22 protein-coding genes are annotated in these 21901 nt (G+C 71.1%); 20 read left to right on the top strand and 2 right to left on the bottom strand.

Features of this window, described 5'->3' with window-relative positions; translation table 11 throughout:
* Window positions 1-6: 6 nt before the first annotated feature.
* The 11 genes from ABZX85_RS39445 to ABZX85_RS39395 all read left to right on the top strand — a co-directional run bounded on the left by ABZX85_RS39445 (window position 7) and on the right by ABZX85_RS39395 (window position 10863).
* Complete coding sequence (locus ABZX85_RS39445; protein ID WP_355880299.1) at window positions 7-1116, top strand: MFS transporter; 1110 nt, start codon at window positions 7-9, stop codon at window positions 1114-1116.
* Between the two features lie 81 nt (window positions 1117-1197).
* On the top strand, window positions 1198-1890 hold the full coding sequence (locus ABZX85_RS39440; protein ID WP_355880296.1) for an HAD family hydrolase: 693 nt from the start codon (window positions 1198-1200) through the stop codon (window positions 1888-1890).
* Window positions 1887-2426, top strand: a complete 540-nt coding sequence (locus tag ABZX85_RS39435) for a hypothetical protein (RefSeq protein WP_355880293.1) — start codon at window positions 1887-1889, stop codon at window positions 2424-2426. Before ABZX85_RS39440 ends, ABZX85_RS39435 begins: the two co-directional genes overlap by 4 nt.
* A gap of 161 nt (window positions 2427-2587) precedes the next feature.
* Complete coding sequence (locus tag ABZX85_RS39430) at window positions 2588-3535, top strand: hypothetical protein (RefSeq protein ID WP_355880290.1); 948 nt, start codon at window positions 2588-2590, stop codon at window positions 3533-3535.
* A 92-nt stretch (window positions 3536-3627) separates the two neighbouring features.
* Window positions 3628-3930: a hypothetical protein gene (locus ABZX85_RS39425; protein WP_355880287.1), complete on the top strand. Its 303-nt coding sequence runs from the start codon at window positions 3628-3630 to the stop codon at window positions 3928-3930.
* Window positions 3927-4787, top strand: coding sequence for a hypothetical protein (locus ABZX85_RS39420; protein ID WP_355880284.1), 861 nt, complete (start codon window positions 3927-3929; stop codon window positions 4785-4787). The genes ABZX85_RS39425 and ABZX85_RS39420 overlap by 4 nt, the downstream gene beginning before the upstream one ends.
* A 229-nt stretch (window positions 4788-5016) precedes the next feature.
* Window positions 5017-5214 (top strand): hypothetical protein, encoded by a 198-nt coding sequence (locus tag ABZX85_RS39415; RefSeq protein WP_355880281.1) that lies wholly within the window; start codon window positions 5017-5019, stop codon window positions 5212-5214.
* A gap of 250 nt (window positions 5215-5464) precedes the next feature.
* A complete protein-coding gene (locus tag ABZX85_RS39410) occupies window positions 5465-6685 on the top strand; it encodes an AAA family ATPase (RefSeq protein ID WP_355880278.1) in 1221 nt (406 codons plus the stop codon).
* Window positions 6682-8481 (top strand): hypothetical protein, encoded by a 1800-nt coding sequence (locus tag ABZX85_RS39405; RefSeq protein ID WP_355880275.1) that lies wholly within the window; start codon window positions 6682-6684, stop codon window positions 8479-8481. The genes ABZX85_RS39410 and ABZX85_RS39405 overlap by 4 nt, the downstream gene beginning before the upstream one ends.
* Window positions 8482-8738: 257 nt before the next feature.
* On the top strand, window positions 8739-9353 hold the full coding sequence (locus ABZX85_RS39400; RefSeq protein ID WP_355880273.1) for an NYN domain-containing protein: 615 nt from the start codon (window positions 8739-8741) through the stop codon (window positions 9351-9353).
* A gap of 121 nt (window positions 9354-9474) precedes the next feature.
* Window positions 9475-10863, top strand: a complete 1389-nt coding sequence (locus tag ABZX85_RS39395; RefSeq protein WP_355880270.1) for an IS1380 family transposase — start codon at window positions 9475-9477, stop codon at window positions 10861-10863.
* Window positions 10864-11492: 629 nt separating this feature from the next.
* Here ABZX85_RS39395 and ABZX85_RS39390 read toward each other — a convergent pair.
* Both ABZX85_RS39390 and ABZX85_RS39385 read right to left on the bottom strand, forming a co-directional pair.
* On the bottom strand, window positions 11493-12041 hold the full coding sequence (locus ABZX85_RS39390; RefSeq protein WP_355880267.1) for a GNAT family protein: 549 nt from the start codon (window positions 12039-12041) through the stop codon (window positions 11493-11495).
* 11 nt (window positions 12042-12052) lie between these two features.
* Window positions 12053-13384 (bottom strand): hypothetical protein, encoded by a 1332-nt coding sequence (locus ABZX85_RS39385; protein ID WP_355880606.1) that lies wholly within the window; start codon window positions 13382-13384, stop codon window positions 12053-12055.
* Between the two features lie 232 nt (window positions 13385-13616).
* On the opposite strand from ABZX85_RS39385, the gene ABZX85_RS39380 reads away from it, so the two are divergent.
* The 9 genes from ABZX85_RS39380 to ABZX85_RS39340 all read left to right on the top strand — a co-directional run bounded on the left by ABZX85_RS39380 (window position 13617) and on the right by ABZX85_RS39340 (window position 21891).
* The gene (locus tag ABZX85_RS39380) at window positions 13617-14021 is read left to right on the top strand and encodes a hypothetical protein (RefSeq protein WP_355880264.1); all 405 of its coding nucleotides are present in this window, start codon (window positions 13617-13619) and stop codon (window positions 14019-14021) included.
* Between the two features lie 2 nt (window positions 14022-14023).
* Window positions 14024-15496, top strand: coding sequence for an ATP-binding protein (locus ABZX85_RS39375; protein ID WP_355880261.1), 1473 nt, complete (start codon window positions 14024-14026; stop codon window positions 15494-15496).
* 83 nt (window positions 15497-15579) lie between these two features.
* Entirely contained in the window at window positions 15580-16065 is a 486-nt protein-coding gene (locus ABZX85_RS39370) for a roadblock/LC7 domain-containing protein (RefSeq protein WP_355880259.1), read from the top strand.
* On the top strand, window positions 16062-16502 hold the full coding sequence (locus ABZX85_RS39365; protein ID WP_355880256.1) for a DUF742 domain-containing protein: 441 nt from the start codon (window positions 16062-16064) through the stop codon (window positions 16500-16502). Before ABZX85_RS39370 ends, ABZX85_RS39365 begins: the two co-directional genes overlap by 4 nt.
* A gap of 5 nt (window positions 16503-16507) precedes the next feature.
* Window positions 16508-17125 (top strand): ATP/GTP-binding protein, encoded by a 618-nt coding sequence (locus ABZX85_RS39360; protein ID WP_355880253.1) that lies wholly within the window; start codon window positions 16508-16510, stop codon window positions 17123-17125.
* On the top strand, window positions 17122-17742 hold the full coding sequence (locus ABZX85_RS39355; protein ID WP_355880250.1) for a GAF domain-containing protein: 621 nt from the start codon (window positions 17122-17124) through the stop codon (window positions 17740-17742). The genes ABZX85_RS39360 and ABZX85_RS39355 overlap by 4 nt, the downstream gene beginning before the upstream one ends.
* Window positions 17743-17837: 95 nt before the next feature.
* Window positions 17838-19115, top strand: a complete 1278-nt coding sequence (locus ABZX85_RS39350; RefSeq protein ID WP_355880247.1) for an acyl-CoA dehydrogenase family protein — start codon at window positions 17838-17840, stop codon at window positions 19113-19115.
* A gap of 220 nt (window positions 19116-19335) precedes the next feature.
* A complete protein-coding gene (locus ABZX85_RS39345) occupies window positions 19336-20058 on the top strand; it encodes a hypothetical protein (RefSeq protein ID WP_355880244.1) in 723 nt (240 codons plus the stop codon).
* Window positions 20059-20214: 156 nt separating this feature from the next.
* Window positions 20215-21891, top strand: a complete 1677-nt coding sequence (locus ABZX85_RS39340) for an SAM-dependent methyltransferase (RefSeq protein WP_355880241.1) — start codon at window positions 20215-20217, stop codon at window positions 21889-21891.
* The last annotated feature ends 10 nt before the right edge of the window (window positions 21892-21901 follow it).

Genomic DNA, 21901 nt, shown 5'->3' with positions numbered 1-21901 from the left:
GTCACCGTGCTGCTCACCGCCACCCTGGTGGGACGGCTTCCTACCGCCATGGCACCGCTCGCGCTCTTGCTCGCCGCCCGTGCCGACCACGCGGGGACAACGCTGGGGGCGCTGCTGGCCGCGCTCTACGCCCTGTGCGGAGCAGTCAGCCAGCCGCTGCTCGGCCGGGCCGTCGACCGCCGACGCCTGGCCAGCGTCGCGCTGGCCGCAGCCACCGTCGCGGGCATCGCGTTCGCGGCGCTCGCAGTCGTCGGCATCGGCCGCTACCCGGTCCTCTCAGGGGCCCTGGTCGCACTCGCCGGGTTCGCCACCCCGCCGCTGGAGGCCGGGCTACGAGCAATGTGGCCGCGCCTGGTCGCCCCGCAGGACCAGCAGGCCACGTTCGCCCTGGACGCCACCGCCCAGGAGGTCGTCTACGTCGCCGGGCCCACCCTGACCACCGTCCTGTGCCAACTCCTTTCACCTGCTGCGGCGTTGACCGGATGTGCCGTCCTCGGTCTGGCGGGCACCGCGCTGGTCGCCTCCCGCCGCCCGGCCCGCGCCCTCAGCCCGGTGCGGCGGAAGGCCCACTGGACGGGGCCGCTGCGCTCGCCTGGTGTTCTGGTCCTACTGGGCTCCGCCACGCTGCTGGGCGCGAGTCTGGGATCGTTCAACGTCTACGCGCTGGCCGCCGCCGATCGCCACGGCACAGGATGGCTCGCCGGGGCACTGCCGGCCGCCCTCTCCCTCGGCAGTCTGGTGGGCGGCATCATCTGGGCCCGGCTCGCCCACAGCGTTCCCGCCGACCATCTGCTGCGCACCATCAGTGTGCGCTTCGCCGCGCCGTTCGCGCTGTTCCTGCTCACCCCCGAACCGGCTCTCGCCGTGGCCGCCGCCGTGCTGCCCGGCCTGTTCCTGGCGCCGTGGTTCGCCACGGCGTTCCGGCAGGGCGATCGGCTCGCTCCCCAGGGCACCGCCACCGAGGCCGCGGCCTGGCTGGTTGCCGTGATCAGTCTCGGCGGCGCTGCCGGCACCGCGCTGGCCGGGCAGCTCTCAGCGGCCGGTCCTGTCGCTGTCGCCGCGCTCACCCTGGCGAGCGCCGTCGCCGCCGCACTCGCTCTTGCCCTGCGCCGCTGACCTGCTCGTGCCCCGATCCGCGCCTTGCGCGCCCGGTCCGCGGGCGCAGACCTACCCCAACACTCTTTCGGAGAAGCCTTCTTGCACAACGCCACCGTCCCGACTCCCGTCACCGTGGTCTGGGACTGGAACGGAACCCTGCGCGACGACGTCCAGGACCACCTCGACGCGCTCAACACCACTCTGCCCGACCTGGGCCGCGCCCCGCTCACGCTGGAGCGCTATCGCGCCGAACACCGTACCCCGATCCGCGCCTTCTACGACGCTCTGCTCAGCCGGACCCTGACTGACCAGCAGTGGCACGACGCGGACACCGCCTTCCAACGCGAACTCGCCCAGCACCCGGTGCGGTTGCAGCCCGGTGCCCGTGACCTGCTGCTCGGGCTGCGAACCCGGGGTATCCGGCAGAGCCTGCTGTCCCTCTCCCCGCACGACCGGCTGCTGACCGAAGTCCGGGAGGTCGGCATCACCGGTCTCCTCGACCGGGTCGACGGCCGCCGCGAACCGGTCGCCGGCAGCAAGGCCCCCGCCATGGCCCGACACCTCGCAGCCCTCGGACAGGCCACCGACCCGGCGCGCACCATCGTGATCGGCGACACGGTCGACGACGCGCTCGCCGCATTGTCCGTCGGCGCAATTCCGGTCCTGCACACCCGCGGCCTCCACTCGCCCGAGCGGCTGGCCACCGCCGGGGTACCCGTCGCCGACAGCCTGCAGGACGCCGTCGACATGGGGCTCGCCATCATCAACTCGACCCGGCCGGTACCCCGGTGAGTGCCGAAGACCGGCGTGGGAGGCCCGTCGCCCAGTGGAGGCCCCGCGTCCCCGGCAACACCGACCTGGGCACGCGCCTGGTGTGCGTACGACTTCAGGTCGAGCACCTCCACCAGCTACCCGGCCGTGGCACCGACACCGTTCACGGCGCCATAGCCGACCAACTCGCCTCCGAGGCACGCCGACTGGACGGCATACAGACCCGCATCGTGCAGCTTGCCACTCGCCTGCACCGCGACCTGGAGTCCGTGATCGACGGTCGTGGTGCCGATGAGCCCACCACCAACGGCATCCTCCAGAGCACCGCCCCGGATATCGATCTGCTCGCCGCGCGCTGCGCCGAACTCCGCCGCTCCCTGACTGAACTCGTCGAGGTGTACAACGGCCTGCCCCCGTTCACGGCTGCGTCCGCCGCCACCGAAGTCAACTCGCCCCGGCAGCGCGCCGCGTCCACCCGCGCGCCCCGCCGCAGCACCGTCGAGACGAGTTCCGCAGCTCTTACTCCGGCGAAGCCCGCGCGAACACGGGACCGCTGACCGCAGATGTTCCTGCTCGAAGGAACCACGGCCTGACCGCCTACCAGGACACCGGACCGGTCAACTACGCCGAGGGCACCTCGGGTCTCGCCTGCCGCGCTCCGCACGGCTCCAGCAGTACCTCCACACCCTCGAGAAGACCGGAGAAACCCATCACCGACGTGAACGAGCCGCCCTTCACCATTGACGAGGCCCGTCAGGTCGAGGACCTTGAACCCCACACCGAGGATGACCACCGTGAGTGGGGCGCGCTCGCCAACGAGCCGCTCCTCGCCATTGACGAGGTCCTTCAGGTCGAGGACCTTGAAGCCCAAACCGAGGATGACCACCGTAGGTGGGGCGCGTTCGCCTACGAGCGGAACATCGGCATCCTCGCTGTGCAGCACACCGCCAACCCGCACACGCCGCTGCTGACCGACTCCTACCTCGTCGTCCATGACGGCACGATGACCTGGGACGTGCCCGGGTCGCCGCAGCTCGCGGGCATCCACGTCCAGCGCGACCTCGGAGCAGGGACGTTCAGGCTGGACTACAAGCGGGCGGCGATCGTGGCGCTCGCGCAGAACTGGCTCGTCTCCTGCGGCGCCGACCTCGATCAGGTGACACCGCGCGACGAGGCACTTCCGACCTGCGATAAGTCCAGCCGCGAACTGGAGCAGCGGCTCGCCCTGTCCGGGGACCGGTACTGGTTCGCGAACTCGTACACCTCCGACCTCGTCCTGGACCCCGCCCGCTCCTCGGGCGGGCCGCCCAGCACCGACGAGGAGCTGATCTACGACTTCAATACCTGGATCATCGCCCAGGACGAACGACCCGAACCCGGCCAGCACCCCGTCCGGGTGTTCTACGAGGACGTCGACTTCCTCGGCCGCTCGTACACCCTGCGGGAGGGCGGCTTCCCGGACCTTGATGCCGCCTACGAATGGACCCGGCGTGCCGGGGAGCCGGACAACCCCCTCCCGCCCATCGAGATCGAGGCCGCCACCAGCCCGCGCAGCGCCGCCGCTCGCGCCACCAGCCCCGCCGCGGCTGCCTTTCCTACTGAACCAGTCGCCGAGACCCCGCCCACCGTCAACGACCAGACCGCCACCCGCCCCCGCACCTGGTGACGGCCTCACCTCGAGGAGCACCTATCTCCACCGACGTTCAGCGAGTACGACGCCGCCCGCGTACCACCGAGCTTCGCACCGCGCAGACGTCCGTGCGCCTGACGCCGACCGCGCTCGCGGCCATCCGCGAGCGGGCGGCACACGAACACCTGACGACCGCCGGGTTCATCGCCACCGCCGCGCTGGCCGCCGCCCTGGCCAATGGTCCCGTCGGCCGCCCCGAGACCGACCCACGCCGACCGCTGGCCGAAGCGCTCGACCGCTTGGCCGGGGAACTGCGCACGCTCACCGACACCGTCACAGACCCCAAGCAGGCATCGGAAGTACTGGCCATACTGCCCGACCTGGCCCAGCGGACCTACGCCGTCCTCGACGCCGTGCTGGAGGCCGCGTGATCCCCGAGGCGTCCACCGGCAACAGCCCCCGGCCACTGCTGGCCTATCTCTACGGCCCCGGCCGGCGTGAGGAGCACGAAGACCCACACCTGGTCGCGGCCTGGGACCGGGCCGGTGCGCCCGATCCCGGCCGCGACCCGGGTGCCACCGTCGCCCGGCTCGCCGCCCGGCTCGACCAGCACGCCCAGCTGCGGGCCGCCGAACTCGGCGCGATCCCGCCCAACCGGGTCTGGCACTGCTCGGTGCGCACAGCCCCCGAGGACCCGCTGCTCACCGACGGCCAGTGGGCGCGGGTGGCCCGGCGAATTGTCGCCGCGACAGGACTCGCCCCCACCGAGGGGCCCAGCTGCCGGTGGGTGGCCGTGCGGCACGCCGTCCACCACATCCACATCGCCGGGATCAGCGTGCTGCCGGACGGATCTCGGCCAGCGATGCACCGTGACTTGACCCGCGCGCAGGCGGAGTGCCGGGCGATCGAGACGGAGTGGGGCCTTCGCCCAGTCGGCCAAGGCGAGCGCGTCACCACCAGCTATCCGACCACCGCCGAGATCATCAAAGCGGAGCAGCAGGGCTGGGATCAGCCATCCCGTGTCTGGCTCCAGCAGCGCATGCGCCAGGCCCTGGCCGGTGCCGGCAACGTCACGGAGTACGTCGCCGCTCTGGAGGCCGACGGCGTTCTGGTGCACTGGCGGACCGACGAGGCGGGCGCCCGAGTCGGGTACAGCCTCGCCCGCCCTGGCGACACTGGGACGAGCGGAATGCCGGTGTACTTCGCCGCTGGCCGCCTCGACTCCGCGCTCGCGCTGCCCCGGCTGATCTCACTGCTGGCCGACAGCACCTCCCTGGGGCAGTCCTGAGCAGCCCCGGCTGCCGTCCCGTCCTTCGCCTCGTCCTGCCCTGCCGGTAGAACTCCTCGCTTCGCAACAACGCCACAGCCGCCCAAATCCCAAGCCCCGAACCGAACAACACGGAGAAATCCTGACCTCGTATCCTCTCGACTCCGTCGCCAACGTCAAGGCCAGGGTCCAGGGGCCCCCGCACGTCCACGAGGGGGCGGCGCCAGCAGAGCGCACAGCCGAGCCGTTCGTGGCGATCCGGCACACCAGCACCGGCGAGATCACCACCACCCGCTACAACGCCGCCGCCCGACGGATTCTGATCGGGGCCAGCTTCGAGGAGACTCCTGACTGCACCGGCCCGATGCACGGGCCTGCTCAGCAGCCGGTGGGCTGCTCGCCGCCGGCCACCCTGTGCGCCTGCACCGAGCACTCGGCCAGCCGGTGAGCGCCGACGCTACGCCCCTACCGGGCACGCCCGTACAGAGCGGCGACAACACCTCCCGCGCCGAGGCCGCCCGCACCACCCGGCCCAGCCGCGATGTTTCCAACCCGCGCGAGCGGGCGGTCCGGTGTCCCCCTCTTGCCGGGACCGTTCGCCGACGTCGGCCCAGCACGTGATCAGCTCCGGGACCGGCCCGCCTCCCCAGAGCATCACCAACCCCGACCGCACGCGCACCCTTTGAAGGATCCTCGCTTTGACCACACCCGGACCACCCACGACCCCGCTCCGTACCAAGGGCGGCGAACTACGGGCCAAGGTCGCCCGGCTGCTGGCCGACCGTCCGACGGACACGCTCACCATCGGGGACATGGCCAGGCAGCTGGGCCACTCCCACGGTGCCGTCCGCAATGCCGCCCACACCCTGGCGATCCGCGGAGAGGCCGACCAACTCGGCACCGGACAGCCGCAGTTCCGCGCGAACGCGCAAACCGCAGCAGCCGCGCGGGCAGCGGTGATCAGTCCACCGGGCACCCACTCCCCCCGTGCCCAGGCGGCCACGGCCCGTACGACCGCTCCCGCAACGCCCACGCCCACGCCGAAGCAGACTGGCCCGATCCGCCGCGCCGGGGGCCAGCTCTACCACCCCCGGGAGCTGGCCGACCTGCCCGACGTCGAGGCACTGAACCGCCTGCGCGACGCCGACGTGCCGGTGCTGCTCTACGGACCCCCGGGCACCGGCAAGACGTCCCTGGTGGAGGCAGCGTTCCCCGACCTGCTCACCGTCGCCGGAGACGGCGACACCACGGTCGGCGACCTGATCGGCGACTACACACTGGACGACAGTGGGGGCTACGTCTGGCAGGACGGTCCGCTGGTCACCGCGATGACCGAGGGCCGCGCCCTGCTGATCGACGACGCCACCCTGATCTCACCGAAGGTCCTGGCGGCGCTGTATCCCGCGATGGACGGTCGCCGCCAGATCCAGGTCAAGGCCCACAAGGGCGAGACCGTCAAGGCCGAGCCCGGCTTCTACCCGGTCGCCGGCCACAACCCCGGCGTCCACGGCGCTGTCCTCACGGAGGCGCTCGCGAGCCGGTTCAGCGCGCAGATCCAGGTCGGCACGGACTACGACCTCGCTACGGCCCTGAAGATCGATGCCCGGGTCGTGCGAGTCGCCCGCAACCTCGCCGCCCAGGTGGAACTCGGCGAACTCGGCTGGGCCCCCCAGCTGCGGGAACTGCTCAGTTACCAGAAGATCGAGGCCGTCCTCGGCACCAAGGCGGCACTCGCGAACCTGGTCGGCATCGCTCCCCCGGAGGACCGCGACACGGTGGCCGATGCCGTCAGCAAGATTGTCGGCATCAAGGACACCAAGCCGCTCACCCTGGGCCGGCAGCTCTCCGCCTCGACCACATCGCCCGCTCGGCAGCCCCCGCCAGGCACCGGCTCCGCCCAGCGGGGACGCTCACGATGAGCGCCCATCACCACGTCCAGCACCCTGCCACCACACCCGAGGACGACGCCGACCTCGCGCGCTGGGACGACGACGGCGCCCCGCCCCCGCAACCACGCTCGTCACCTGCCGCGTGGCTGCGCGTGGGAGCCGAACTCGGCGACCGGCTGGTCGCCCTGTCCGGCCGCCAGGATCTCCTCGTCACCTGCCGCCCCGGCACCCGCAGCGGCGCCCCGGCCGCGTACATCCCCGCCCTGGCGGAGATCGAGTTCGACTCCCGCCTCTTCGCACCTCTCCAGCCCCACGAGGTCCGCCCGCGGATCGCGGGCGACGAGGAACGCTATCCCGCCGCGTGGGGAGTGCTCGTCCACGAGGCCGCCCACGCCGTCCACTCCGTATGGGCGGAGCCAGCCGGTGCGGACCCCCGTGTCGTCGAGGCCGCGCTCCTGCTGGAGGAGAGCCGCGTCGAAGGCGCCCATCTGGTCAGGCGGCCCACCGACCGCCCGTACCTGCGCACCAGCGCCCGGACCCTGGTCATCCCCGACATCGCCCACCCCAGCATCCAGGGCATCGAGCACGCCGCTAGCGCGGCGGCCCTCATCCTCGGCCGCCGGGACGCCGGCATCCTGGACGCCAGCGAGACCAAAGCCGTCGCCGACCTCTGCGAACAGGTCCTGGGCGCCGACCTGCTGGCCACCCTCACCGGCATCTGGACCGCGGCCCACCAGTGCGCCGACCACGACGCCACCACCATGCTCGCCCACGCCCAGGACTGGTGCGACGCCCTGGACACCGCCGCCCCCGCCCTGCCCGTACCGGAAGATCTCACCGATCTGCTGTCCGGCGCGGTGACGGTCGTCATGGACAGCATGGCCGCCAACGACGCAGCCGACCTCGCGGCACAAACCGCCGCCACCAATGCCGTTGCCGCTCGGTCCAAGGCACAGGCCCAGGACCGCGCCCAGCAGGCCGGCCAGCGACGCAAAGCCGCCGCCACCGCCAAGAGCGTCTTCAACCCCCGCGGCACCACCGTCCACCCCGACGGCACACCGGCGCCCTACGACAACCCGGTCACCGGCACCCGCAAGCCCACCGCCGCCGAGCAGAGCGCCGCCGCACGCCTGAGCCGCGCGCTCCGCGCAGCGGCCTACCGCGAGCGAACCGAGGAGCGGACCACCAGCCCCACCCCGCCCGGCCGCCTCAACCTGCGCGCGGCCCTCGCCCGCGACGCCCAGCGCGCCGCCGGCTCGATACCCACCGCAGAACCGTTCACCCACACCCGCCGGCACAGCTCCCCCACCCCACCGCTGCGCGTGGGAATCGCCGTGGACGTCTCCGGCTCCATGTCGGCCGCCTGCAAACCCGTCGCGTCCGCTGCCTGGATCGTGGCCCGCGCAGCAGCCCTGACCGGCCCCGACTCCCGCACCGCCACCATCGCCTACGACTACGACCTGACTGCGCTGACCCGACCCACCCACCGGGCGCCAGACCGCGTGACGACGTTCGCCGCCAACGGCGGCAGCCACAACCTTTACGCCGCCATCGACGCACTCGACCACGGCCTCGACCTCAGCCGCCCCGGTACCGGCCGCCTCCTCGTGATCGTTACCGACGCCCAGTACACCCTGGACGAAACCGCTCAAGCGGTCACCCGCATCAAGCGCCTCGCCACCGCCGGCTGCGCCGTACTCCAGCTCACCCTCACCAAAAACTCCCTCCACCTGCCAGGCACCACCCTGCTCCACCTGCCCCAGCCCTCCAGCGCCCCCGCAGCCATCGCCAAGGCCGCTACCGAAGCCATCCGCAAAACACGCTGAGACGCCGCCACACAACCAGTCTGCTGCTCTCCGGGCCAACTTCGACGGAGCTACGCGGCCTATACCCCCTCGTGGGGAGCGGGCGCGTGAACCGGCGACAGCGCCAGCCTGAACGAGTGGTTGCTACGAAAAGTAGTCGAGGAAGTACGTGCAGTGGGATTGCGATCTGCCTCAAGACGCGTTACGTTGGCGTCACTCCTCCCCGTCGTCCGGGCCTAGCCCGCACTGGCGGGGATTATTTTTTTCCAGGAGGGTCCTTGAGCGACAGAGTCGTCGTCTTCTACGACTACCAAAACACCTACATGCAAGCCCGTCGGCTCTACCACCAGAGCTGGGAAGACTGGAGCATGGGACAGTTCAATCCCGTAGCCCTCGCCCAGCATCTCGCCGCTGACAGCCCATATGACCGCCACCTTCATCAGGTGCGCATCTATCGCGGCCAGCCCGACGCGACCAGGCAGCCCGGCTCCTACGGGGCCTCACGGCGGCAGCACGCCCAGTGGGAGAGCGACCCACTCGTCAAGCTCGTTACCCGGCCCCTGCGCTACCCATCCGCATGGCCCACTGAGCGAGCTCAGGAGAAGGGCATCGACGTCCAGCTCACCCTGGACTTTGCCGTCATGGCGACCCGCGGCGAATACGACGTGGGGATCATGGTGTCGGCCGACACCGATCTGAAACCCGCACTCGAGTACGTGGCCGAGCTGATGGCCTCCCGAGGAAGGCCGCGAGCCGAAGTGGCAGCCTGGTCCATCAAAAACCAGCACAGTCGGCGGCTCGCCATCAGCAGCAGGAATCTCTACTGCCACTGGATCGGCGAAGACGTCTACAAGGCGGTCCAAGACAAGACCGACTACACCCGCAGTAGCTGAGCCTCGATCCACCGCGTGACGGGTGCCTTTTGGAGAGGGAGACGAGAAGAGGTGCCTGCTGACCTGGGATGATGGGAGTTCTCACGCTTCCAGCAGGCCCAACCAGCAAGGCACCTCGTAAGTGAAATCCTCCCACAGCCCGGCGACGGTGTTCGCCGCGTTCGACGAACCGAATCTGATCGCGCATGCCGGGCTGGTCCCGGCCGTCCGGCTGGCCGAGCGGTGCGACCTGCCGCGGCTGGTCGCCGAGAAGGTCAAGCTGACCGGCGCGAGGAACGGCGCGGGCACGGCCGCGGACGCGAAGGCCATGTCCATCGTGGCCGGGATGGTCGCCGGCGCGGACAGCATCGACGACCTGGATGTCCTGCGTCACGGTGGCCTGCCCCGTCTGTTCGGCGGGATACGGGCCCCGTCCACGCTGGGCAGCTTCCTGCGTGCCTTCACCTGGGGACACGTACGCCAGCTCCAGTCCGCGGCACGGGCGTTCACCTGTAACCTGGCCGCGCACACCGGCCTGGTACCGAAGACGGACGAGGTGGTGTTCGTCGACATCGACTCCAAGGTCAAGCAGGTCTACGGGCCGGCCAAGCAGGGCGCCTCGTTCGGTTATACGAAGGTCCGCGGCCTGCACTTCCAGATCGTCACCGTCAAGACATCCACCTGCGCACCGGTCATCGTCGCCACCAGACTGCGCAAGGGCTCGGCAGGCTCCGGCAAGGGAGCGGCGAGTCTGCTGCGCGAGGCCCTGGCCACGGTGCGGGCGATGGGCATCACCGCGCAGATCATCGTCCGCGCCGACTCCGCGTACTTCTCCCACAAAGTTGTCGACGCCTGCCGCACGGCCGGCGTTCGCTTCTCCCTGGCGGTCGCGGTCACGAAGACGGTCCGCGAGGCCATCGTGAACATCGCCGAGGACGCCTGGACGCCGATCGAGTACACCGACGCCGTCTGGGACGACGAGGAGGAACGCCGGGTCTCCGACGCGGAGATCGCCGAGATCCCCTTCACCGCCTTCACCAGCAAGAAGAAGCAGTTCCACACCACGGCCCGGCTCATCGTGCGGCGCGTGAAACGCCTCAACCCCGAGAGCGTCCCTGACGGCCAGGCCGAGCTGTTCGGCGTCTGGCGCCACCACGTCATCTTCACCGACAGCCGCTTCACCCTCGTCCAGGCCGAGCCCATGCACCGCGAACACGCCCAGGTCGAGCAGGTCTTCGCCGACCTGGAGGACTCCGCGCTCGGCCACCTGCCCTCGGGCAAGTTCACCGCGAACGCCGCCTGGCTGACCCTGGCCGCCACCGCCTACAACCTCACCCGGGCCGCCGGTCACCTCGCCTCCACCTTCCACGCCAGAGCACGCACCGGCACCATCCGCCGCCACCTGATCAACATCCCGGCCCGGATCACCGCCGGCGCCCGCCGCTTCACCCTGCACCTGCCGCAACGCTGGCGCTGGGAAGCCGACTTCACCGACCTGTGGACGGCCACCGGACAGCGCATGACCACCTGACCCACGCCACCGCACCGACCGCCCGCGACCAGGAAGACCTCGGAGACCCCGCACCGGACGGTCACCCGGCACAACGCGCTGCCCGCACCCGGAAAAGCCACCGGAACCCCGCCCGAGATCGAAGATCAGAATTCACGCGGTGGATCGAGGCTGAGAAGCCGAAGGCCCCGGACACCGCCAGCGATCCCATGCTCCGGGGTCTCCGGGACCGGGGTAGGACTGGTGATTGTTTGCGTCATGTGTGTACCGGGTTTCAGCGAGAAGGCAAGGACATCGCGTCGTACATAGGCGATTCCAGGGCGGGCTGGTTGTCGATGATGCAGGTCAGCGCGATGACGCTCTCTGAGTGAGTATGTCGGCGAGTCCGGTCGCCGTTTGTCGCTGACTACGGTCGGCGGATGCCCGGTGCTCAATGTCGTTCAGTTCCGTCAACGCTCTTGAGCTGCCCCGCAGAGCCCGCGCGCCCCGGGGCGTTGCTGCAACTCGTCGCTACGGCCGTCGAGAAGCGTTCCCGGAACTGGGCCACACACGTTGCTGCTGCCCATCAACATTCTCACTCTGAGCGACCTGCGATCGGGGGGGGCGGGTACAGTGCAGCGTGCGGCGGCGGGACATCGACAGGGCCGTTTTCACCCTGCCTGCCATTCGCGGTCCAGGATCGCGTGTACTACGGAGTCCCTCCATTTCCCGGCCTTCAGTACGTGCTCGCGGATCGTGCCTTCCTCGACCATGCCCACAGCGGCCATGGTCTTCGCGGACGCCTCATTGAGCGGGGAACGCGCCCCCCAGACGCGGTGGAGGTCCAGGTCTTCGAAGCCGGTGCCGAGTAGCAGTCGTACCGTCTCCATGCCGTACCCCCTACCCCATTTATCCGGGCGGAGCGCGAACCCCATAGTGGCTGTGCGCTGTTGGTGGGGGTCGAGGGCCAGACGGCCGAATCCGATCAGCTCGGTTGTCGCTCGTTCGACGACAGCAAGCGCGTACTCGGTACGTGGGGTCTCGGTGGCGGCCGTAATGGATCGGGCAACGATCTGCTCGACCTGATCGCGGGTCCGAGGGGTGAAGCTGAGGTGCTCCGTGGCTTTGGGGCTGCCGTAGACGGCGAGCACCGGGTCTACGTCCTGTGCGCCGAGTTCACGCAGAGCGAGCCGTGCGCTGGAGCGAGCGACTGGGTACATGCTCTCGGACTTTACCGGCCTGGTAGCGCGGGGCGGCTGACCTGAAATGTCTCGATCTCGGCGCTCAAGTCCTGCGCCACGAGGGCGGTTTGCGCGGGCGTCTGCGCCAGGGCGTTGCGCACGCGCATTGCCGAGACGACGATGCCGTTGTTGCGGTGCGAGGCTGGGAGGTTGAGGACCGGACGGATGGCTTCTGCGGCGCCATCCAGGCTTCCACCATGGAGGTGGATGAGCGCGAGGTCGCACTGAGCGCCTGCCAGGTCGCCAAAGGCCCAGTTCGGGGAGTTGGGATTACTGAAGCCCTTCACGGCCTCTTCTGCCTGCGCGACGAGCTGTGCGCTGCCGTGTCCGAGCAAGGCATCTGACTCCACCTTGTAGTAGAGCTGTTTTTCCTCAGCGTAGGTGAACAGTCCGCCAAGACTGTCGAGGTCATCGGCCACGACACGCTCTCGGCGGTCGGCCGCCTGCTCGTTGGCCATGCGTACTGTCTCGTCGTCACCGAGTACCGCAGCCGCGCGAGCTTTGAGACCCAACAGCCATAGCCCGACGGTACCGTTGAGGTTCGCGGCGGTCTCGGCGCCCTGGCAGGCGTAGTGGTAGGCGTCCGCCGGCCTGTCCGCCCAGTATGCGATCAGACTTTTGAGGCCGTCGGTGAGCGCGATGAGTCCACGGTGTTCGGCGTCCCTCGCGCATGCCGATGCGACCCGAGTCATCGTCATGGCCTGATGGGGGTCCTCCATGTCGTTGAACCCCTTGGCGACGAGGAACGACAGCACCGCACCCTTGAAGTACAGGTCGCGAAGTTGCGAGGGCCGGACTCTTCCGCCGTCAAGAAGTCGAAAGACCTGGTCGTGGGTCTCCAGCAGGTTGCTCCAGATCAACGAAAGGGGTACCCGCGGGTACTCGATAACGAGGCGAAGCACCTCGTCGTCGAGGAGGCCGAGAGTGTCGTCCCCCACGCGGTCGCGGTCCACTCCCAGGAGGAAGTCCTTCGAGCGTCGTACTGCCATCGCACCGGTCCTTTTCATCTCGCTCAGGCTCATGCCGATGTCGGCGTGGAGTGCGGCCGGTGAGGTGTCCGTCAGCGGGACGAAGGGCGGCGTGACCTCCTCTGTGATCTCGGACCACAGGTCATCGATGCTGTAGCCGAACATCTCGACGAGGACGGGCCTGAAGACCCGTTGAGGTTTACGGCCTTCGTAGATCCACGCCTCGATGGTCTTGGGCGCAGGTACGTCCGCTTTCTCGCACCCTAGTTGGGCCGCCGCTTCTCGGTACTTCACGAGGAAGTCGTCGGGGTGCCTTATGCCTTGTTTTTCGCATATCCGCCGGAAGAACAGCATGGCCACAACACCTCCCGCTTCGTCATCTGATACGTCACCGCGCTACCGACAGTAGGACGCTTCCTCAGTCAAGTTGCCCTGGAAAGTAGATGTTTAACGGTTCCGAGGAAGCTCCGAGGGCATTCAGAGGAGTTCGGTCAACTTCTCGTCAAGAGCCGGGGGGCGTTTGGGGGTAGAGCCGTCCGGGCGTGGTTGCCACGCTCGTAACTCCCCTCGCTGAGAGTGTCCGGACATGACCAGGGAGTCCTCCGTGCCCGCTCAAGTTCTTGCTATCACCAAGCCGTTGGAGACATTCCCACGGCCAGGCTCCAAGGTTGAGCTGAATGCTTCTCACTTGGTCGCTCGGGTGAACGGTGCCGTGGAGCAGTGCGGGCGCGAACCCGTCGCGCCGGCTGTTTCGGCGAACGCCGACAGGTCGCTGGTCGTGTTGGTGCCCCAGCTCAGAACTTCCCAGCTGGGAAAGGCGGCCGTCTCAGATGCCTCTGCCATCTGGCTGCGGGAGCTGCGTGGTGAGGTCGTCTGCCGTCCACAGCCGGACGGGGAAGGCGGCACCGCTTTTGTCCGCCTTCTCCTCCTCCCCGCCGGCCCCACGGTCCTGCCCGTCACGTCCGTATCCGTCTCCGCCGAGGAAGCCTGATCATGTTCACCCACGTGTCTTCCCGCCCGGCCGCGCACCGCCGTCCGCGGCCCGAGCCCGACCGGTTCGTGCTCGGCCGCTTCCGGGTGGCGGTGCTGCTGGCGCAGTCGACGGCCGTGCTGGCGGCGGGAGTTGCTGCCGTCGGCGGGTGGCTGGTGTCGCCGGTGGTGGGGCTGGCCGGCGTGGTGGGCGGGCTGGTGGCCGCGGTGGCGGTCGGGGAGTGGCTGGCGCGTGTGGGAGCCGGTGCGGTGGGGGTCCGGTGGGAGGGTCTGCGGGCGGCGGAGGGGGAGCGGGTGGTGGCTGCCGCAGTGGCGGTGGAGAAGACGGTGCGGTGGTCGACGGAGGAGCTGTTGCGGGGGGTGCGTCCGCCGGTTCCCGAGGAGGCGGTGGCGGTGGGGGTGGAGGGTGCTCTGGCGAGGACGCTGGAGGTCCTGGAGGACGTGAAACAGCAGTGTGTGATCGCGCTGGTCGATGTGGAGGAGGCGTCGCGCTCGTCCGTGCTGCTGGAACTCCTGCGGCGGCTTCCGCAGCGTCAGCATCCGCTGCTGGACCGGATGCTGCGGGCGCTGAGCGCCTTGGAGGCGGAGACGGACGACCCGGAACTCCTGGACCGGATCTATCAGATCGATCATCTGGCGACGCGGCTGCGGCGGCGGGTGGAGAGCAGCGCGATCCTGGGCGGTGCGTCTTTGCGGCGGGCGACGGAGCCGATGCGGGTGGCGACCGTGCTGCACGGTGCGGTCTGCGAGGTGGAGCACTACCGGCGGGTGGCGGTGGAAGCGGGTGGGGTCGGGGTCGGGTTCGCGCTGCCCAAGCAGGCGGGACCGGACGTGATGCACCTGATGGCGGAGCTGATCGAGAACGGGCTGGAGTTCTCCGCCCCGGAGACACGGGTGGAGGTGTCGGTGGCGGAGTCGGAGGGCGGGCTGACGATCCGGGTGACGGACCGGGGCCTGCCGATGCCTCCGGCCCGCCGGGACCGGCTGAACCGGCTGTTGGCCTCCCCCTACGAGGCGGATCTGGCGCGGCTGGTGAGGGAGGGCCAGGTCGGGCTCGTGACGGTGTCGACGATCGCCCGGGAGCATCGTCTGACGGTCCGGCTGGTGGAGAATCCCGGCGGCGGGACGACGGCGCTGGTGGGTGTGCCCGCGCATCTGCTTCTGAGGGTTCTCCCTCTCACCTCCCCGGACGTCCCGGCCCCCGCCGCCCCGGCTCCGGCCGTGTCCAGGGCTGTGCCCGCTCCTGCGGGACCGCGCCCGAGCCGTCCGCCCGCGCGGCAGCCGGTGGCCGGCCCTCCCGGGAAGGAGGGCGGTGTGCCGGCCCTTCCGCGCCGGATACCTGCCCCGCCTCCGGTCCGCCCCACGCCGGCGCCGCCGAGACGGCCCGCCGATGTCGATCCGGGACGGTTCGCCGATTTCCGTGCCGGGCAGCGCGCCGGACGCGACCACACCCACGCCGCCCCGCCCGATTCCTGAACCCCGGCGCCGCCTGTGCCGCCCGCCTGCCCCTCCCCCTCCTTCTTCTTTCTCCCTGACACCCCGTACGGAGTGATTCCACGATGACCACCTCTGACATGCCCACGACGAACACGGCTGCCGGGCAGCCCGCCGACGGCACCCCGGCCGGGGAGATGGCCTGGCTAGTGACGACGTTCGTCGACCAGACCCCCGGCGTGACGCACGCGATGCTGCTGTCCCGCGACGGACTGTCCCTCCTCGACAGCGGCCTGAAGAAGGAGTGGGCCGACCGCCTCGCCGCCGCCGTGTCCGCCCTCGCCTCCACGGCCACCGCCATCCCCGGCCCCGGGGGCGCCGCGCACCCCGACCAGGTCCTGATCGAACGCTCCGACGCATGCTTCCTCATCCAGTCCACCGGCCGCACCAAGGCGTTCGACAACCGCACGGTGGACACGGTGCTGTGCGTGGTCACCGAACCGGCCGCGGTCCTGCGCACGGTCGGCCTGGAGATGGGACGGCTGGTCGACCGGTTCGCGGCCTTCATGACGGTCGAGGTCCGTACCGCCGGAGACGGCGGCGGCCGGTGAGCGCGGTCTCCCGGCGGCCCCAGGCCCCCAGGCTGGTGGCGGTGTCCGGTGAGCAGGAGTCCGAGTTCGTGCGGACCTACGAGGTCACCGGAGGCCGGACCCGGCCCCGCCGCCTCCTCGCCGTGGACAGCGTGCTGGGTCCCGGCCCGGCCGCCCCGGCGTCCGGTCTGCCCCCGGTCCACGATCAGATCGTGGCGCTGTGCCGGGGCGGCCCCCGCTCGGTCGCCGAGCTGGCCGGCACGCTGCGGCGCCCGGCCACCTCGGTGAAGGTGGTCGTCTCGGACCTGATCGACCACCACGTCCTGGCCCTGCACACCGCCCGCCCCGCCGACACCTACGGCGACGACGAGGCGCCGGACGTCGAGGTGCTGGCCGCGCTCCTGGAGGGCCTGAGGAAGAAATTCCCCGACGCCCGCTCCCTGCTCAGGGCCGGGTGAGCGCCGTGACCGTGAACACCCCGCACGCCCCGGCCCCGGCCGTGGTGGTGGACGGCGTCTCCCGGCTGAAGATCGTGATCGGCGGCGGGTTCGGTGTCGGCAAGACGACCGCCGTCGGGGCCGTCAGCGAGATCGAGCCGCTGTGCACCGAGGAGACGATGACCGCGGCCGGCACGCACACCGACAGCCTGCACGGCGTCCCCGACAAGACGTCCACGACGGTCGCGCTCGACTTCGGCCGCCTCACCCTCGGCCCGCGCCTGCAGCTGTTCCTGTTCGGGATGACCGGCCAGGACCGGTTCAAGGAACTGTGGCACGAATACGCGCGCGGCGCGGTCGGCGCCGTCGTCCTGGCCGACACTCGCCGCCTGGCGGACAGCTTCGACGTCATCACCTTCGCCGAGTACAACCGGCTGCCCTTCGTCGTCGCCGTCAACGAGTTCCCCGACGCCCACCCCCACCACCTCGACGACGTCAGGGACGCCCTCGGCGTCGACGCCGACGTCCCCGTCGTGGCCTGCGACGCCCGCGAGCGCGCCTCCGTCGCCTCGGTCCTGATCACCCTCGTCGACCACACCACCCGCCGGCGCCCCAGCCCCTTCCCCTCCCTGGACACCCGATGAACCACCACCCCCAGCACCACCCTCCGTCGCCGCCGGGCTCCGAGCACGGTGTGCTCCGGCTGCCCCGGCAGCCGCTCGCCCCCGACGGCATCGTCCTGGGCAGCGAGGCCCGCCAGGCCGCCCTGCGGGAACGCACCGCCCTCGTCGAGCAGCTCGGCCTCCCCCTCGACGGCCACCCCCTCTTCGACGACTTCGCGGCCCTCCTCGCCCGCAGGACCGGCATGGCATACGGGTTCGTCAACATCGTCCTGGAGGAGCAGACCTTCATCGGGCTGCACCAGCCCTCGCCCGGCAGCGGCTACCCGGTCGTCGGGCGGACCATGAGCACCGACCACGGCTGGTGCCCCTACGTCATCGACCGCCAGAAGGCGCTCCCCCTGCCCAACGTGCACGCCCGCCCCCGCTACAGCGCCAACTTCGTCGCCGAGACCGTCGGCATCTCCTCCTACTTCGGGGCGCCCCTCATCCACACGGCGAGCGGCATCACCCTGGGCACGGTCTGCACCATCGACCCCGAGGAACGGCCCCTGAGCGACGCCGCACGCCTGCGCGACATCGTCGTCGCCGTCGGCGCGGAGGTCCTGGAGGCGATCACCTCCCGCGCCGCCATCGGCTGACCGCCCCCGCCCACGTTTACACGCCGTCACCGCCGTACGTCTCCGGCCGCACCCGCGTGGTCCCGGCCGCCGACCAGGAGAGGGAGATCCCCGCCGTGTCCGACAGAGCGTCCAGCCCGCCCACCGCTCTCGACCCGTTCCTCACCGACGCCCACCGCCGCCTGTGGGAGACCGTCGACGCGTTCGCCGCCGCCGAGATCGCCCCCAGGGCCGCCCGCGCGGACGCCGACCCCACGGTGGTCGAGCGGGAGATCCCCCGGCTCCTGGCCGACCAGGGCTGGTTCGGGGTCACGCTGCCCGAGGACATCGGCGGTATGCAGGCCGGGCACGTCGCCCGGGTCATCCTGATCCACCGCCTCGCCCGCGTCAGCGCCGCAGCCGCCGCGATCCTCCAGGCCAGCCTCATCCCCGTCGCCGCCCTCCACCACTTCTACGGCGGCAGACGGCGCACCACACAGCTCCTGCTGGCCGTGTCCGAGAGGCGGGCGCTGCCGTCGATCGCGGTCACCGAACCCGAGCACGGCGGCCACCTCGGCGGCATCCAGACCACCGCCGAACGCACGAAGAGCGGATGGATGCTGACCGGCGTCAAGACGGCCGTCGGCAACTCCCACATCGCCGACTTACACATCGTCGTCGCCCGCACCGCCGCCCCCGGCGTCCGGACCTCGCAGGCGCTGACCGCGTTCGTCGTCGACGCCACGGCGCGCGGCGTGACCCTGGCCCAGCACCGGCCCGCGCTCGGCCTGCACGGCTTCTCCTTCGGCGAGATCCGGCTCGACCGGGTCCGCGTCCGCGACGACCAGCGCCTCGGCGAGGTCGGCGAGGGATTCGCGGTGGCCCAGTCCAGCAGCATCCTCTACGGCCGCCCCAACCTCGCCGCCGTCGATCTCGGCCTGCACGAGCGGGCGGTCTCCCTCGCCGTCCGCCACACCACGGCACGCCCCCGCCACGGCGCCACCCTCGCCGACCTCGGCGTCGTCCAGGACCGCCTCGGCCGCATCACCGCCAACGCAAACGTCGCCCGCCTGCTCCTCTACCACGGCGCCCACCTCCTCGACCGCGGGCTGCCCTGCGACCAGCAGCTCATCACCGCCAAGCTCGTCGGCCACGAACTCGCCGCCGACTCCGGCAGCATCGCCCTCGAACTCCACGGCGCCCACGCCCTCCACGCCGGTCACCCGCTGGCCCGGGTCTGGCAGGACATCCAGACCACCTACGCCCCCGCCGGCACCGGCGAGATCCAGCGCCTGCGCCTCGCCCAGGCCGCCGTCGAGGACGAGACCACCCCGCACGACCAGCACCGCCCCCAGTGGTCACAGCTCCTCGCCGACCGCCTCCGCCACCACCCTCCCCTCACCACCGCCGCCTGAAGACCACCCGCGCACGGCACCCCGTGGACCCCCAACCACCGTGCGCGGGACCCCAGCCCCGCCGCCGGACCGCTCACCCGGTATCCCCGACGGCGGCGGGGCCCCTCAACTCCCTTTATGTCACCGGGCAGTCGGCGGTCCGGAGGCATAAAGGGGCTTCATCTCTCCGGGAGCCTGCCGAACCGGCGGCTCTCTCCCACCGGACACACGAAGGACGTTCATGCCCACCGTTCCCGACCTGCGATCCGGGACGAAGTCCCTTCCCGTTCCCGTGCGGTGCGAGGCCGACGCCATGGCCCGGCGCACCGGGAGCCCCCCTCTCGTCGAGCACGAGTCGCCGGCCCTCATCCGTGTCAGCCACATATCCGGCGCCCTGCGGGTCGAGGCCGTCTATCAGCACGGCAGCCGAGGATGGAAGCAGTCCGGCCGCCGTCTGCTGCTCGACGGGACACGCCACAAGTGCCCGGACGTCTGGGGCAAGTACGACGCGCTGAGCGAGAGACTGAACAGCGACGGAACGTTCGCCCTCCCCGAGATCGTCCCGTGCGGTGAGGACGCTCTCCCCACCGTCATCCGGGAGAACCTGGCCATCGCCCGCCGACGGTTGGCCGGCAGACCCGGCATCGCCCTCTCCACGGGCCGCGACGCCCGCAACAGATACGTCCTGGTTCTCACCTCCGTGAAGGCCACCGTGCACCTGCTGTTCGAGCCTCTTCGGCGCAACGGCCAGGAGAGCGCGCAACCGGCACTCATCGATCCGGTCCGCATGGTCACCGCAGACGGCGAAGACCTCACCGAGGAAGTCAACGGCAAACTCCACAAGGCCCTCGCCCGGCTGTACGCCGAACCCGCACCGGGTGCGGACGACGGCGGGACGGGCGCCGCCCAGGACTCCCCGGCAGGAGGCCCTTCCTCCCGCAAGGGAACCGTCCTGCGGCTGTGACAACGCCCCGTCCGGCCCGCCGACGGCACCCCGGCCACCAGACACTCCGCCCTGCGCACGTCCTGGTCCGGGCGACGCCCCGCCGCCGGGCACATCCCGCGAGGCGTTCCGCGACCCGCGTCCACCCCACCGCCAACCCAACACCGGCGAGAGAAGATGATCACCGCAACTGCGACCCCCCGCCCGGCAGCCCCGGCCCCACCGCCGCCGTCCGGGCCCTCGTGGCACCAGCACCTGAAGGGCCTGCCGGCCGTCCGGCCCAGCGGTATCGCCGCCCAGGTGGCCGACCCCCGGGTGAGGACCGCGATCGCAGGCGCCTACCGCGCCGGCGGGACGATCGGCCGCATCCAGGTCCGTTCCGGCTACTCCCGCCGTGTCGTCCAGCTCGTCCTCACCCTGGAGGACATCCCGCGCCCGCACAGCGGACGACGCCGCACGCCGGACGTCCCGGACGGCCACGACACCTGGGGCGACTACACCCTGGCCGCGCTGCGCGGGAAGATCGCCGACGGCGCCTATCCCGCCGGCAGTGTCCTGCCGGCGCCCGAGAAGCTCGCCGCCGAGCTGGGCACCCGCTGCTGGGCCGTCCGCCGGGCAATCCCCCGGCTCGCGGCCGAACGCCTGCTGCTGCCCACGTACCGCGGCACCGTCGTCCTGGGCCCCCGCACCGTGCGGGGCCTGGTCGCCGAGGTCACTGTCGACGGGCGTGTCGAGCACTGGCACCTGCCGGGTGCCCACCGGGCCCGCGCCGACGCGGTGCGCTGGACGCTCCTCTCCCGGATCGCCGACGACAGCTACGTGGGCGGGCGCCTGCCCTCGCGGAAAGCCCTCGCCGTCCTGCTGCCCGAGTCCGTCCACGTCGTACGCACGGCCGTCGGGCTGCTGACGGCCGAGGGCCTGCTCACCACCGCCGGCTCCAGCGGCACCTGGGCCACCCCCGGCAGCCGGGAGACCGCCCGCACCCTCCTCGCCGCCCGCACCACACCCGCCGGCCGTCCCGGCGAACTTCCGCCCCGACCCCAACTCGCCGTTCCTGCCTCGCCGACCGGACCGCCCATGCTCATCAACAGCGCCGTCCCCTCCTCCGCCCGCGTCTGGAACTACTGGAGCGGCGGCAAGGACTGGTACGAGATCGACCGCGCCGCCGCCGATGCCTACCAGCGCACCGCGCCGCAGATCATCGGCATGGTCAGCGACGCGTCCGCCTTCCACGTCCGCGCGCTCACCCACCTCGCCGGGCTGGGCATCACCCAGTTCCTCGACATCGGCCCCGGCCTGCCCACCCCCACCAGCACCCACGCCGTCGCCCAGCACCTCGCCCCGCACGCCCGCATCGTCTACGCCGACCACGACCCCCACGTCACCACTCACCTGCGCGCCCTGTGCCCCGGCACCGCCGAAGGCGCCATCACCTGCATCGACGCCGACCTCCGCACCCCGGACGCGATCCTCGGCGCCGCCCGCACGGTCCTCGACTTCGGCCGGCCCATCGCGCTGCTGCTCCTGGGCGTCCTCGGCCACATCCCCGACGACCCCCAGGCCCTCGCGATCCTGCGCCAGCTCACCGGCGCCCTGCCCCCCGGCAGCTACCTCGTGCACCACGACGCCGCCGACACCAGCCCCGACCTCGCCCGCGCCCAGCACGACCACAACAACACCGGCACCACCCCCTACACCCTCCGCACCCTCGACCAACTCACGCTGTTCTACGCCGACTTGCAGCCTGTGGCCCCCGGCATCGGTCCCGTGTCGCAGTGGCGCCCCGACCCCGGCACCGTGCCGCAGCCGACCGCGATACACGGCGGGGTCGCCCGCGTCCCGGTCCCGGCCTGAGCACCCCTCG

Source organism: Streptomyces sp. NPDC004539 (assembly GCF_040610055.1).
Taxonomy (GTDB): Bacteria; Actinomycetota; Actinomycetes; order Streptomycetales; family Streptomycetaceae; genus Streptomyces.
This window is presented reverse-complemented; position numbering and strand designations above follow the sequence as displayed.

What these genes read in the sequence shown, in the direction of transcription:
- ABZX85_RS39405 (WP_355880275.1), top strand. Translation starts at nt 6,682, where the DNA reads ATGAGCGCCCATCACCACGTCCAGCACCCTGCCACCACACCCGAGGAC.
- ABZX85_RS39390 (WP_355880267.1), bottom strand. Translation starts at nt 12,041, where the DNA reads ATGTACCCAGTCGCTCGCTCCAGCGCACGGCTCGCTCTGCGTGAACTC.
- ABZX85_RS39385 (WP_355880606.1), bottom strand. Translation starts at nt 13,384, where the DNA reads ATGCTGTTCTTCCGGCGGATATGCGAAAAACAAGGCATAAGGCACCCC.
- ABZX85_RS39380 (WP_355880264.1), top strand. Translation starts at nt 13,617, where the DNA reads ATGACCAGGGAGTCCTCCGTGCCCGCTCAAGTTCTTGCTATCACCAAG.
- ABZX85_RS39375 (WP_355880261.1), top strand. Translation starts at nt 14,024, where the DNA reads ATGTTCACCCACGTGTCTTCCCGCCCGGCCGCGCACCGCCGTCCGCGG.
- ABZX85_RS39370 (WP_355880259.1), top strand. Translation starts at nt 15,580, where the DNA reads ATGACCACCTCTGACATGCCCACGACGAACACGGCTGCCGGGCAGCCC.
- ABZX85_RS39355 (WP_355880250.1), top strand. Translation starts at nt 17,122, where the DNA reads ATGAACCACCACCCCCAGCACCACCCTCCGTCGCCGCCGGGCTCCGAG.
- ABZX85_RS39345 (WP_355880244.1), top strand. Translation starts at nt 19,336, where the DNA reads ATGCCCACCGTTCCCGACCTGCGATCCGGGACGAAGTCCCTTCCCGTT.
- ABZX85_RS39340 (WP_355880241.1), top strand. Translation starts at nt 20,215, where the DNA reads ATGATCACCGCAACTGCGACCCCCCGCCCGGCAGCCCCGGCCCCACCG.